The following is a 13,542-nucleotide window of genomic DNA, read 5'->3' on the forward strand; positions in this document are numbered from 1 at the left end:
TAGAGTCGCCATGTCTATTAACTCAACCGGTAATCTATCTTCTGAAACTATGAATTACCTGGCATTGATCCAGTCGATTTTCCGTAAAAAAAGGAATCTGTTGACTTTTGGTGCAATAGGTTTGTTTCTGGGAATTTTGATTGCTTTTACTACACCTAAAGAATACCAATCCTCCTCCTATATTCTACTGGAATCAGAGGGAGGGGGAAGTTCATTAGGACAAATGGGGGCATTGGCTGGATTAGCCGGTATTAACATGTCCCAGCTTCAACCGGATCAAATGGCCTTGACCTCTGAGATTTTTCCTGATGTGATCCATAGCAGAGATTTTCTGAGAGAAATTTCAAAAGAGGAATTTAGGTTTGAGTCCAAAGCAGGTCAAGTCCAAACTTTGGGTGAATATTATCATCAAGAAAGACCCTCAAACATTGTAAAGAAAACTCTTAATTTCATCATTAATTTACCCGCAATGGTGTCGGGATGGTTTGCAAAACCTGATCCCCTACCTTCTAATTTAGCCGATGCGGTTGATTTACAAGATGATTTTTTGCGTTTGACTAGCCAGGAGTTATTTGCAATTGGTGAACTAAAAAAAAGAATTCTTATTGAGCAAAAAGGAAAACTGATTCGCCTGAATGTTTCCATGCCTGAACCTTTGATCGCTGCACAAGTCAACTCAATGGTGTTGGAGCGATTAATCGCTTATGTGACTGAATACAAAGTAGGTAGGCAGCGAAAGAATATAGAATTCATCGAAGAGCGGGTTATGGAGATGGAGCAGAAATTCAATGAAGCTCAAATGAAACTTGCGTCATTTAGGGATTCCAATCAAGGTCTGGTATCACAGCGGGCGAGGACACGCGAAGAGCAACTTCAGTTTGAATTCAGCATTGCATACAACGTCTACAACTCCCTCAAGCAGGAATTGGAGCAGGCAGCCATTCAGCTTAAAAAAGAGACACCTATTTTCACAGTTTTAGAAAAAGCCGCCATACCGATCGGTCCATCAAAACCCAACAAACCGCTGATACTTATTTTCTCTATTTTCCTTGGGCTATTCATGGGAGTCCTTTTTAATCTGTATAAAATTTTAACAAGCCAAATCAACTTTAGCAATAAATGAAATCTATTCAAATGGTTGATCTCCGTACTCAGTATGACTGTATCAAATCAGAGGTCGATCATGCCATCCAGCAAGTATTGTCCAGTACGGCTTTTATCAACGGACCTGATGTCAAACAATTTGCCGAGGAATTAGCTCATTATACCGGTGCAAATCATGTGATTCCCTGTGCCAATGGAACCGATGCCTTGCAAATTGCCATGATGGCACTAGATTTTGAGCCAGGTGCCGAAGTGATTGTCCCTGCCTTTACCTATGTAGCAACTGTTGAGGTGATTTCGTTATTGGGGTTGAGGCCGAGATTCGTTGATGTTTTGTCAGATACCTTTGAACTGGATCCCGAGTCATTGGAAAAGGTAGTAAATCCAAAAGTAGTCGGAATAGTACCTGTCCACCTTTTTGGACAGTGTTCTAATATGGAGTTCATCTTGAATTTTGCACAGAAATATGATTTGAAAGTAATTGAGGATACAGCTCAGGCAATTGGTGCTGTTTATACTTTTTCTGATGGAAGAAAATCACAGGCAGGAACAATGGGTGCTGTCGGAACAACTTCTTTTTTTCCTTCGAAAAATCTGGGATGCTATGGTGATGGAGGAGCCATGTTTACCAATGACTCTGAGTTGGCTGAAAAGCTAAGAATAATTGCCAACCATGGCCAAAGGAAGAAATACTACCATGAATCAATCGGTGTCAATTCCAGATTGGATACGCTTCAGGCAGCGATATTAAGAATAAAACTCAAACACCTGGATAAGTATTCCGCTTCCAGAAACGAAGTGGCTGACCGATATGATCAGGCATTTTTGGATCATCCAAATATTAAAACACCCAAACGAGCAGCTAATTCTACCCATGTGTTCCATCAGTACACAGTTCAGGTCGAAGGCTACGCCCGGGAGGAATTGAAAAATTACCTTCAGGAAAAAGGAGTGCCCACGATGGTTTATTATCCCGTTCCCCTTCACCTTCAGCAGGCCTATGTGCAATATGGAAATCAGGAAGGTGATTTTCCTGTGGCGGAATCACTTTGTAAGAAAGTTCTGTCCCTTCCCATTCATACCGAAATGGAAAAAGACCAACAGGACTATATCATTGAAACAATAAAGAGTTTTTTCAGACAATGAAAGAATATTATTCTCACGAAACAGCCATCATCGATGAAGGCTGTGAAATCGGAAAAGGAACCAAAATCTGGCACTTTTCCCATATAATGCCCAACTGCAAGCTTGGTGAAAACTGCAACATAGGCCAAAATGTGGTGATTTCTCCCGAAGTGGTTTTGGGTAAAAATGTGAAAGTTCAAAACAACGTGTCCATTTATACCGGAGTCACTTGCGATGATGATGTTTTTTTGGGACCGTCTATGGTTTTCACCAACGTGATCAATCCAAGAAGTGCAGTAAATAGACGTGGTCAATATTCAAAGACGCATGTCGGTAGAGGTGCGTCTATTGGAGCCAACGCGACGATTGTATGCGGACATGATATTGGGGAGTATGCTTTTATCGGTGCTGGAGCAGTGGTGACCAAAACGATCCCTTCCTATGCACTGGTGGTGGGTAATCCTTCCCGTCAAATCGGCTGGATGAGTGAGTACGGACATAAATTGGTATTTGATCAGGAAGGGTTTGCTACTTGTCCGGAGTCAGGAGAAAAATATCAACTCAAAAGCGGAACAGTGTCCAAAATCAATTAATTAAACGAAGGTTTTTTGAAGTAGAAAAAAATCCCTTCAGTTGAATTTCAACTAACTAAATAATGAAAAATTTCGCACTAATAGGCGCTGCAGGCTATATCGCTCCACGACACATGAAGGCAATAAAAGACACCGGAAATAGACTGTTGGCTGCCTTTGACAAATTTGACAGTGTTGGTGTAATGGATAGTTATTTTCCTGACGCTGATTTTTTTACCGAATTCGAACGTTTTGACCGCCATGTGGAAAAGTTGAAGCGAACTGAAAACAAGATTGATTACGTCAGTATTTGCTCCCCCAATTACCTGCATGATTCTCACATTCGATTCGGACTCAGAGTAGGAGCAAATGTGATCTGTGAGAAGCCTTTGGTATTGAATCCTTGGAATATTGATGCGTTGAAAGAGGTGGAAAAAGAGCACGGGAAAAAAGTTTACAATATTCTTCAGCTGAGACTTCATCCATCTATTATTGCTTTGAAGGAGCGGATTCAAAACGGTCCGAAGGACAAAATCTATGATATTGATTTGGCCTACATCACCTCCAGAGGACATTGGTACTACACCTCCTGGAAAGGTGACGTGAGCAAATCAGGTGGTATTGCGACCAATATCGGGGTACATTTCTACGATATGCTGACTTGGGTTTTTGGCCCAGTCAAAACCAATCAGGTCCACATTCATACCCATGATCGTGCTGCAGGATATCTGGAACTCGAAAAGGCCCGCGTGAGATGGTTTTTAAGTATCAATGCAGACACCCTACCCGATTCGGTAAAAGCCAAGGGAGGAAGAACTTTCCGTTCCCTCTCTTTGGAAGGAGAAGAGATAGAGTTTAGCGACGGGTTTACGGAGTTGCATACCCACAGTTACCAGCATATTTTAGATGGAAATGGTTTTGGCTTGGATGAAGCCATGAATAGTATCCAGCTGGTTCATGATATCCGACACATGAAGCCACTAGGCCTGGTGGGAGAATATCATCCTTTTGCCAAACTTAATTTGGCTAAACATCCTTTTGAAAATTAATTAAGAACATATATAATGGAATTGAAAGATTCAAAAATCCTCGTAATTGGTGGGGCTGGTTTTATTGGCAGTTTTGTCGTTTCAGAACTTTTAAAGGAGCCAGTGGCTGAGGTAGTTGTCTATGATAACTTTGCCAGAGGAAAGAAAGATTATTTGGTAGAGCAATTAAAAGACCCTAGATGCAGCATTTTTCCAATAGGTGGGGATGTGAGAGAAATTGACATTCTCGACACCGCCATGCAAGGAAAAGATTATGTGGTTTGCCTGGCGGCTATGTGGTTGCTTCACTGTAAAGATTATCCAAGAACGGCCTTCGAGGTAAATATTGCCGGAACCTTTAATGTCTTGGAGGCTTGTGTGAAGCACAAGATCAAAAAGTTAATCTGGTCTTCTTCAGCCTCTGTTTACGGAGATGCCGTAGAATTGCCGATGACTGAATCTCATCCATTCAACAATAAGAATTTTTACGGTGCAACAAAGATTGCCGGTGAAGCCATGGCTACAGCATTTCATGACCGCTATGGACTTCAGGTGATAGGATTACGCTACATGAATGTCTATGGTCCTCATCAAGACCAAACTGCCGCTTACACCGGTGTCGTTCCCATTATGTTAAATAAAATCGAGTCCAACGAATCTCCGGTAATTAATGGTGATGGAAGTCAGGCTTATGATTTTATCTATGTGGAGGATGTCGCAAGATGTAATGTTCAGGCATTGAAAAGTGATATGAAGTTTGGAATGTACAATGTTGGCACAGAAGTCCAAACCTCCATCCGGGAGCTTTGCAACCTGATTCTTGAGCTTAAAAATTCCAAACTGGAGGTTACCTACAAGCCGTATTCTGCTGATGATGCCAGAGCTTTGGTGCAAAATCGAATTGGTTCTAGAAAAAAGGCGGAGGAAGAACTGGGCTTTTTGTACAAATACACCTTAAGAGAAGGTCTGCTTAAATTGATCGATTGGAGAATTGCCACTGGTGTTGACAAAGCAAAAGTTTAGAAATAAGTCAGGGTCAAGGAGAATTTACTGAAAAATGAGTCTTGTAGAAAAAAGAAATATACCCATTTCACTTCCTGTAACAGGATTAGAAGAATGGGAAGCAACTAAGGAACCGCTAATGAGTGGCTGGATTACATCCGGTCCAAAAGTAAGGGAGTTTGAGCAGCTTTTTGCCGAAAGACATCAAGTCAAACACGCCTTGGCAGTCACCAGTGCGACGACGGCTTTGCACTTGGCTCTAGTCGCTTTGGAAGTAGGACCAGGTGACGAGGTCATTGTTCCTGCATTTACTTGGGTTTCTACTGCAAACGTAGTCTTGTACTGCGGAGCAAAAGTGGTTTTCGCGGATATAGATCCATTTACTTTTAATATTGATCCCAAAGACCTCGCTAAGCGAATTTCCTCAAAAACCAAAGCGATCATACCTGTCCATTTATTTGGACTGTGTGCCGACATGGATGAAATCAAGCGGATTGCAGGGAATATTCCCTTGGTAGAGGATGGGGCCTGTGCAGCTGGTGCTGCATATAAAGGAACTCCTGCCGGAGCTTTGGGTACCATCGGATGTTTCTCATTCCACCCCAGAAAGTCCGTGACCACCGGTGAAGGTGGGATGCTTACTACCAATGATGATCACTTAGCAGAGTTGATGGGAATGCTTCGCAATCACGGAGCGTCCATCTCAGAGGAACAGCGCCACCATGGGCCTAAACCGTATATCCTTCCGGATTTCAACCTTTTGGGTTATAACTATCGAATGACTGACCTCCAAGGGGCTGTCGGTGTGGTTCAAATTAAAAAATTGGATCAATTCATTCAGGAAAGATCCAAATGGGCGGCCTATTATTCTGATCAGCTTAAAGACTTGGATTGGTTGAGAACTCCTTCTTTCGGTTCTGATTACCACCATGGCTGGCAGTCTTATGTCACTTTTGTGGACGAATCCAAAGCTCCTGCTTCCAGAAATCAAATCATGGAACTGCTGCAGGAAAGAGGAATCTCTACCAGACCTGGGACCCATGCCGTTCACATGCTCAACTTTTATAAAGAAAAATATCAAATCCAGCCATCTGACTTTCCAGGTGCACAGGCGGCCAATGACTTCTCTATGGCAATTCCATTGCATAATAGAATGTCAGAAGAGGATTTTAACTATGTGGTTCAGGTTCTAAAAGAACTATGATAAAAGTCAAGTTTTCCCGATTAAAGATGAGTTTGGTTTATTTAATCGGAAGTATTGTTTTTTTTTCATGGGGACTTGGTGTAGGTAAATTCCAGGTGTTTCCCTACCAATATCTCGAAGAGGTAAATGCCCTATTATTACCACATTCCCAAGAACCTCCGGGTCTTGGAAATGAAGTAAGTTTATTGGACTTAGCTTTTACAGATGAGATCATCGAGTCTGAGTTGCTTTATAGCCCTCTAACAACAATTGAAGGTATTCAAGAAAAAAATAGCCAAATTTTTGTTGAATTAGATAATTTTGAGTCTATCTATGATGATATTGAAGTAGTTGATGCTCAGCTGCTTTCATTAGATAGTGGGGCGACTTCTATACAAAAGGTAAGTTTTAACTTCAGAGGGAAACACTTTGATGCTTTTGCTTATGCTTTGATTAATCAAGAAGGAGGCTCAAAAACTTCAACTTTGGTCATACCGGGAAGTGGATTAAATCAAGCCTCCATGATTTTCAAAAAAAATCCGAATAATTACCATTTCAGTCTTTTTGAAATTTTGGCAGAACTGAAAAATAATGATTCTTATATTTTTATTCATCCTAATGAGGGAGTCTTGGCTTTCCATAATGGTAGCCATAAGTTAAATTATAACTTCATTACCAATTATCAAATAAATAATGGAGGCTCATATTCTGCGAGTTATTTAATACAGACAATTGCATTTGAAAAATACCTGAAGCTTAAATACTCTCAAACAATTATAATGGGCTTATCTCAAGGAGGATTAGCTACGATGATTAATGCGCTGGAATCTGAACCAGATATCGCAATCGTATCTTCGGGATATTCTGTGTTAAATGAGAAAATTGAATGGAGTGGACACGATCAGATTATTATTCCTGGAATATCAAAGAGGCTTAGGGCGGAGAATGTGAAAGATGAATTGGCTCAAAGTAAAACCTCCTGGCTTTTTACATATGGATTAAAGGAAAAAGGAATTTATAAAATGGAAGCAAATCAATCGTTAACTGCTTCATTAATAGATGATTTACCAAATGTTGATGTAGATATCCATCAGGAAGGTCATCAGTTTCCGGTAAAAGAGATAAATAGATTTTTACAGAACAAATTGAAATAAATGTGTGGGATAGTAGGGGTATTTAATCTTGATGGTCAACCATTTTCCAGAAATCACATCCAGAGAATGAATGATTCTTTAGCCCATCGTGGACCAGATGGTGAGGGTTATTTTATCAAAGAAAATATTGCTCTGGCCCATAAGAGACTAGCAATTTTGGATACATCCACTAAAGGATTACAACCCATGACTTCCAAAAATGGCAATTGGGTAATAACCTTCAACGGATGTATCTATAATTATTTGGAATTGAAGCAAGAACTAAAAGCTAAAGGTCATTCATTTGTTTCTACTACTGATACAGAGGTAATCGTTGAAGGTCTTGAGGCTTATGGTCCTACCTTTTTTGAGCGGTTGGATGGAATGTTTGCAGTAGGTGCATGGAACAAAGAGGAAAAGACAATTTATTTAAGTAGGGATAGATATGGTATTAAACCTTTGTACTATTGGTTTTCCGGAAAAACATTAGTTTTTGCTTCAGAAGTAAAAGCTATACTTGCCCATCCAGACTTTTCATTGAAATTGAATTTTTCTGCCTTGAATGAGTATTTCTCATTTCAAAATATGTTCTCATACAATACACTTTTTGAGGGTGTAATTATGTTGCCTCCAGCCAATACTGTTAAAGTTTCGAGTACCTCAACCTTTGTTAAGCATTATTCTTGGTGGGATTATGACTATTCAAATCCTGACGAAACAATGTCTTTCGAAGAAGCGAAAATTGAAACTGAGAGACTTTTTAAAAATGCAGTAGCCAAACAGATGATATCCGATGTGCCTGTTGGTTCGTATTTGTCTGGCGGAATGGACTCAGGTTCCATTACAGCACTTGCTTCAAGGCATGTAGATCGACTTTCTACTTTTACTTGTGGTTTTGACATGAGTGAAGTCACCGGTGTCGAAGCCAATTATGATGAAAGAAGGGATGCTGAGTTAATGGCAAATTATTTCAAAACCGAACACTATGAGCAGGTTTTAAACGCAGGTGATATTAAATGGTCACTCCCTAAGCTCGTGTATCATTTGGAAGACTTAAGGGTGGGCATGTCCTATCCCAATTATTATATTTCTAGACTTGCTTCCAAGTTTGTCAAAGTTTGTCTCCAAGGCACTGGAGGCGATGAATTGTTTGGTGGCTATCCTTGGCGATATTACCGGATTTTTAAATCCGTCAGCCAAAGAGAATACTTTGACTTATATTATCAATTTTGGCAGCGACTTGTCTCTGATCATCAAAAAAAAGACTTATTTAACCCAAATGTATATTCCAAAATTAACACGGAAGAACCCAGGGAAATTTTTGAGCGAGTTTTTACGTTTAACAAAAAGTTAAATTATGAAAGCCCGGAACAACATATAAATAACTCACTCTATTTCGAAAGCAAGACATTTCTTCCAGGGCTTTTATTGGTAGGCGATAAGCTTTCCATGGCAAATGGACTGGAAGAGCGATTCCCTTTTATGGACAATGATTTGGTTAATTTTGCACAAAAAATTCCTGTTCGCCACAAATTGGGAAACCTGGAGCAAATGAAGAAACTAGATGAAAATGTCTTCGGTAATAAGCGGAAGCAGTACCAGGAATTTGATGATGGCAAAAATGTTTTGAGAAAAGCAATGATGGATTTTATCCCTGAGAAAATTATCAAAAGGAAAAAGCAAGGGTTTTCTGCTCCAGACGAAAGCTGGTACAGAGGGGAAAATGCAGATTATATCAAAGAATTGCTGTTGAACAAAAAAACCGTTTCCTCCGAGTTTATTTCTCAAGATTTCATCAAGAAAATTGTTGATGAGCATATCAATGACAGAATAAACCATAGGCTGCTCATCTGGAGCTTTATGAATTTCGAATGGTGGTGCAGAATCTTTTTAAATAATGAAAAACTGGATGGACAGAGATAAAATAGAATTCAAATCAACCGAACTCAGAGAACTTTATGAAAAATTAGTCGATATAAAGACAACTTTTGATCAGGAGTTCGTTGCGCAATTCAAGCGGTCTCTTCCATTTGCAGAACTGTTGTTTGATCGATGGGAAAGAGCTAAGGCCTTGGGTTTTGGTATCGGTTCTTCTATTTATGATTCCAGTCTGGTTATTGGAAAAGTTGTGGTCGGTGAAAATACATGGATAGGTCCAAACACGATTTTGGATGGCTCAGGTGGGTTGAAAATTGGAAGCTATTGTTCTATATCTGCAGGTGTCCAACTTTATTCCCATGACACGGTGGAGTGGGCAATTAGTGGTGGTGAGGCTGAATATAAATACGCAGAGACTAGCATTGGGGATAACTGTTACCTAGGACCGAATGTGATTGTTTCCAAAGGTGTGACCCTAGGCGAAAAGACAATAGTTGGGGCAAATAGCTTTGTGAATCAATCATTTCCTCCAAACTCAAAAATTGCGGGCAATCCTGCAAAACCAATTTGAATCCTTATATTCTTTATTCCTTAGATCAACAGGCTTTGACCTGTTTAAAGTGACAATTTTTAATCCAAGCATTCTGTGAAAGAAAAAAAAGTTTTTATTGGCATGACTGAGATTGCGGGTTACTACCATAACCTGGCGATAGGACTTCGTGAAAATGGGATTTGTGTATCCGAATTTTATTTAAGCAATCATGCTTTTAAATACAATGAAGAAAATTCAACATCACCTTTATTATTTCGAATTTACCGACGACTTAAATTAAAAAGAAAGGAAGTTCGGTCAAATGTGATCTCGAGAATTTTTTATTATTCATTTGGGAGTTTAATATCCTACTGTTTTCTTTTTTGGGCATTATTGAAGTTTGATATCTTCGTATTTGGTTTTGGAACCTCAATACTAAACGACAACAAGGATTTAAAACTTCTCAGAAAGCTAAACAAAAAGGTGATTTCAGTCATTATTCATGGTTCTGAATCAAGACCTCCTTATATAAATGGTGCTAAGAGATTACCCAATGGTAATTTTTATTCACCTAGTGAACTGAGTAGGATGAGTCAATTGATGAAAGCTCAATTAGAGGTCATTGAACAAAACTCTGATTTTGTACTTGCGGCTCCATTCACCAGTCAATTTCTAGAAAAACCCTTCATTAATCATTTTTGTATCGGGTTGCCTTTTAAATCCAAAATAACCCATTTGTTAAATAATGATGTCACTGGTGATTCCTCAGTAAGGATCTTGCACTCCCCATCCAAACCGGAGGCCAAAGGAACATTTGCCATTAGAGAAATTATCCAGTCATTGAAGGACAAAGGATACAACATAGATTATATTGAAATCATAAATAAGCCAAATTCAGTTGTTATTGATGAGTTGCAAAAATGTGATTTTGTAATTGATCAATTGTACAGTGATACACCATTGGCTGGATTTGCTACAGAGGCAGCATTTTATGGGAAGCCCGCAATAGTTGGTGGATATGGATGGGAAACGCTAAAATCGTTGTTGCCTAGAAATATTTTTCCGCCCAGTGAGATCTGCCAACCCATGCAGTTGGAAGATTCAATTATCAAATTAATAGTCAATAAGCAATATAGATTGGAATTGGGGAGACAAGCTTTTGAATTTGTAACCGAACATTGGGAGGCAAAAGTGGTATCCGCCAAGTTTGCTAAACTTTTTTCAGGAGAAATTGATCCAGATTGGTATATAAATCCTTCAGAAGTAAATTATGTATTCGGAGCGGGGGTATCAGCGTCCGAAGGTAAATATTTGGTTTCCGAGATTATAAAGCAAAGAGGGAAAGAGGGGCTTTCATTGAAAGGCAATAAATCCTTGGAATCTGCTTTTATAAATTTTGCAAATGAAAGAAGTCAAGTTGATTTATCAGAGTCGACTTTTTGATCGGATATGCTTAAAAAACTTCTTGGCGAATCCGCCATTTACGGAATATCATCAATTATTACCAGATTTATCAGTATTTTTCTTGTTCCAATATATACTCAGGTTTTTTCTCCCAGTGATTATGGTATTATCGCACTCACGATAGCTTCATTTTCTTTATTAGGGTTATTTGTTGTTTTTGGTTTGGATAGTGCTTCGGCCCTATATTTTTATGAATTTAAAGATCCTGAGGAACAGAAAAAACCAATCGCTACTTGGTTTTGGACTCAACTCACTATATCTATTTTTTTTTCAATGGTTATTATTTCATTTTCGAAATCATTATCTGCTATTCTTTTTGATTCACCTAATTATTACGGTATTTTAATCTTGGGTAGCTTGCAAATGATATTTTATACATTCACTAGCGTATTGCAAAAGTGGCTGAGATTCCAACGAAAGGCATTTACAACAGTATCTTTAACTTTGGCCACTTCCTTATTAAACATCGCGTTAACCATTCTATTTGTCATTTACTTTGAATGGGGAATTGAGGGTATTTTTTTAGCAATGCTAGTCAGTTCATTCTTGAACTTTTTACTTTGTTTATTTATGATGAAAGGGTGGCTCTCATTTTCAAATTACGATAGAAAGCTACATAAAAAAATGATTAGTTTTGGGTTGCCACTCGTGCCAGCTTCTATTGCATATTGGGTTTCTAATTCTTCAGCTTCCTATTTCTTAAATTTCTCATTGGATCAAACAGACGTTGGTTTATTTCAGGTCGGAGCTAGTTTGGCTACTGGAGTTCTTTTGGTTACCGGGGCTTTCCAAATGGCAATTGGTCCTTTCATCTTTTCTCAAAAGGATGGCCCTGACATTAAACTTCTTATCAATAGGGTATTTTTGGGATATATTTCCATCACTACCATTATTGTATCAGCTATATCTATTTTTGCTTATGAAATTTTGGTTATATTAACTAGAGAAGCTTACTATCCCTCCAAATCGGTTGTTCCTGTCTTAGCTTTTAATTTTCTTCTTTTAGGATTAAATTATATTGGTGCATTAGGTTTAAATATGACTAAGGATAATAAGCCGTACATGTACGCTGTCATTTCTGGTGCTATTTTGAATGTTTTATTCTTTTTTCTATTAATCCCAATTTTCGGAATTGTTGGTGCTGCATGGTCCATGACTCTTTCTAACATAGTTGCGACAAGTATTATTTTTAATTCTTCCATAAAAAGATATCCTATTAAATTCTATTTTTCTCGTGGACTTCAAATAGTAATTATTGGTGCCATTGTTAGTTTTTTGGCAAACCCTTGGGTTCCTGAACAATTTTGGATTGGAGTACTTTGGAAAGTTTTATTGGTTCTGATATTGGTTTTGGTAATTGGATTAATATCATTCCCCAAACTAAAATTGAATTCAAAAATCGTTACTACCGTCTGAATTTAGTCTTTTGAGAGCAGCTGTTGTTAACACCCCTACATTGGCTTATTTAGCTATTTTAAATAAGGATCAAAGCCCTGGTGTATATAATAAAATTCTTGGTACAATAGCCGGTGCTCAAAAAAACGGATTTAGTGGTCGAATCTGGTGTGATACCTTTAGTCCAGGTTTTTTGAGACGAATGTCTGAAATGATTATTAATTCAAAGGAGAAAAATTTAATAATAAGAAGTCTTTGCCAATATAATTTTTATTTAATTTACGCTTTTATTCTTGCTAGAATACAAGGTAAACGAATAATAATAGATGTTCCTACTCCAAATCGAGTGGCTATCCATGAAATAGCTAATGGTAATCAAGGCGTATTAGGTAAATTAAAATCCTTATTTTATCTCACAGTCTTCGGACCTATTCCTTATTGGTTTACTTCTGGTGTATTACAGTACTCCAATGAAAGTGCTTGGTTTTTATTGGGAAATCGGTCTAAGACTAAGTTGATTGGTAACGGTATAGAAGTAAGTGCTTTACCTGTGAGGCCTAAAGTGCCCAAATGGACCGGGGATAGGCTCGATCTTATTTGTGTAGCATCATTAAATTATTGGCATGGTTTAGACAGATTGATTTCTGCTATTTCTATTGTGAATTCATGTGACCAACAACTGAAGATTTATCTGAAAATAGTAGGGAAAGGAGCTGTTTTCGATCAGTTGAAATCACAGGTAGAGGAATTAAACCTAATCAAATACGTTCAATTTTTAGGTTTTTTGAAGGGAGAGTCACTTTATTCACAGTATTCTACTGCACATCTCGGGGTTGGTTCGCTGGGATTATTTCGTAAGAAACTGAATACCGCTTCTGAACTTAAATCCAGAGAATATTGCGCGGTAGGTATTCCGTTCATTACGGTGGGAGAGGATCCTGATTTTGGAAAGGATGCCAAATTTAGAATCCAGCTTTCGAATGAAGAGTCCATAATGGATTTGATTCAATTTTTTAAAAACTTCAAACCTGAACAAATCAATTTTTCTCCTTCCGAGATAAGAGCTTACGCTGTGCAGCACCTCGATTTTTCAGTGAAAATCGCTCAGATATTGAAGTAATTCTGA

General features: G+C 38.4%; 12 protein-coding genes. All 12 read left to right on the forward strand.

The window, feature by feature from the left end; all coding sequences use genetic code 11:
- Nucleotides 1-10: 10 nt before the first annotated feature.
- Nucleotides 11-1,123 (forward strand): GNVR domain-containing protein, encoded by a 1,113-nt coding sequence (locus C4S61_RS00445; protein ID WP_103922830.1) that lies wholly within the window; start codon nucleotides 11-13, stop codon nucleotides 1,121-1,123.
- A complete protein-coding gene (locus C4S61_RS00450; RefSeq protein ID WP_103922831.1) occupies nucleotides 1,120-2,250 on the forward strand; it encodes a DegT/DnrJ/EryC1/StrS family aminotransferase in 1,131 nt (376 codons plus the stop codon). Before C4S61_RS00445 ends, C4S61_RS00450 begins: the two co-directional genes overlap by 4 nt.
- Nucleotides 2,247-2,822: an acyltransferase gene (locus tag C4S61_RS00455; RefSeq protein WP_103922832.1), complete on the forward strand. Its 576-nt coding sequence runs from the start codon at nucleotides 2,247-2,249 to the stop codon at nucleotides 2,820-2,822. Before C4S61_RS00450 ends, C4S61_RS00455 begins: the two co-directional genes overlap by 4 nt.
- Nucleotides 2,823-2,884: 62 nt before the next feature.
- Nucleotides 2,885-3,850, forward strand: a complete 966-nt coding sequence (locus tag C4S61_RS00460) for a Gfo/Idh/MocA family protein (RefSeq protein WP_103922833.1) — start codon at nucleotides 2,885-2,887, stop codon at nucleotides 3,848-3,850.
- A 15-nt stretch (nucleotides 3,851-3,865) separates the two neighbouring features.
- The gene (locus tag C4S61_RS00465) at nucleotides 3,866-4,852 is read left to right on the forward strand and encodes an NAD-dependent epimerase/dehydratase family protein (RefSeq protein WP_103922834.1); all 987 of its coding nucleotides are present in this window, start codon (nucleotides 3,866-3,868) and stop codon (nucleotides 4,850-4,852) included.
- Between the two features lie 34 nt (nucleotides 4,853-4,886).
- A complete protein-coding gene (locus tag C4S61_RS00470) occupies nucleotides 4,887-6,035 on the forward strand; it encodes a DegT/DnrJ/EryC1/StrS family aminotransferase (protein WP_103922835.1) in 1,149 nt (382 codons plus the stop codon).
- Entirely contained in the window at nucleotides 6,032-7,168 is a 1,137-nt protein-coding gene (locus tag C4S61_RS00475; RefSeq protein WP_103922836.1) for a hypothetical protein, read from the forward strand. Before C4S61_RS00470 ends, C4S61_RS00475 begins: the two co-directional genes overlap by 4 nt.
- Entirely contained in the window at nucleotides 7,169-9,070 is a 1,902-nt protein-coding gene (gene asnB, locus C4S61_RS00480; protein ID WP_103922837.1) for an asparagine synthase (glutamine-hydrolyzing), read from the forward strand.
- Nucleotides 9,045-9,596, forward strand: a complete 552-nt coding sequence (locus tag C4S61_RS00485; protein WP_200820513.1) for an acyltransferase — start codon at nucleotides 9,045-9,047, stop codon at nucleotides 9,594-9,596. The genes asnB and C4S61_RS00485 overlap by 26 nt, the downstream gene beginning before the upstream one ends.
- 75 nt (nucleotides 9,597-9,671) lie before the next feature.
- Nucleotides 9,672-11,000, forward strand: a complete 1,329-nt coding sequence (locus C4S61_RS00490) for a glycosyltransferase (protein WP_103922838.1) — start codon at nucleotides 9,672-9,674, stop codon at nucleotides 10,998-11,000.
- Between the two features lie 6 nt (nucleotides 11,001-11,006).
- A complete protein-coding gene (locus tag C4S61_RS00495) occupies nucleotides 11,007-12,437 on the forward strand; it encodes an oligosaccharide flippase family protein (RefSeq protein WP_103922839.1) in 1,431 nt (476 codons plus the stop codon).
- Between the two features lie 10 nt (nucleotides 12,438-12,447).
- Nucleotides 12,448-13,536: a glycosyltransferase gene (locus C4S61_RS00500; protein ID WP_103922840.1), complete on the forward strand. Its 1,089-nt coding sequence runs from the start codon at nucleotides 12,448-12,450 to the stop codon at nucleotides 13,534-13,536.
- Nucleotides 13,537-13,542 lie beyond the last annotated feature (6 nt).

This window comes from Algoriphagus boritolerans DSM 17298 = JCM 18970, from assembly GCF_900108085.1.
Lineage (GTDB): Bacteria > Bacteroidota > Bacteroidia > Cytophagales > Cyclobacteriaceae > Algoriphagus > Algoriphagus boritolerans.

What these genes read in the sequence shown, in the direction of transcription:
- C4S61_RS00450 (WP_103922831.1), top strand. Translation starts at nt 1,120, where the DNA reads ATGAAATCTATTCAAATGGTTGATCTCCGTACTCAGTATGACTGTATC.
- C4S61_RS00495 (WP_103922839.1), top strand. Translation starts at nt 11,007, where the DNA reads ATGCTTAAAAAACTTCTTGGCGAATCCGCCATTTACGGAATATCATCA.
- C4S61_RS00470 (WP_103922835.1), top strand. Translation starts at nt 4,887, where the DNA reads ATGAGTCTTGTAGAAAAAAGAAATATACCCATTTCACTTCCTGTAACA.
- C4S61_RS00465 (WP_103922834.1), top strand. Translation starts at nt 3,866, where the DNA reads ATGGAATTGAAAGATTCAAAAATCCTCGTAATTGGTGGGGCTGGTTTT.
- asnB (WP_103922837.1), top strand. Translation starts at nt 7,169, where the DNA reads ATGTGTGGGATAGTAGGGGTATTTAATCTTGATGGTCAACCATTTTCC.
- C4S61_RS00445 (WP_103922830.1), top strand. Translation starts at nt 11, where the DNA reads ATGTCTATTAACTCAACCGGTAATCTATCTTCTGAAACTATGAATTAC.
- C4S61_RS00485 (WP_200820513.1), top strand. Translation starts at nt 9,045, where the DNA reads ATGAAAAACTGGATGGACAGAGATAAAATAGAATTCAAATCAACCGAA.
- C4S61_RS00460 (WP_103922833.1), top strand. Translation starts at nt 2,885, where the DNA reads ATGAAAAATTTCGCACTAATAGGCGCTGCAGGCTATATCGCTCCACGA.
- C4S61_RS00475 (WP_103922836.1), top strand. Translation starts at nt 6,032, where the DNA reads ATGATAAAAGTCAAGTTTTCCCGATTAAAGATGAGTTTGGTTTATTTA.
- C4S61_RS00455 (WP_103922832.1), top strand. Translation starts at nt 2,247, where the DNA reads ATGAAAGAATATTATTCTCACGAAACAGCCATCATCGATGAAGGCTGT.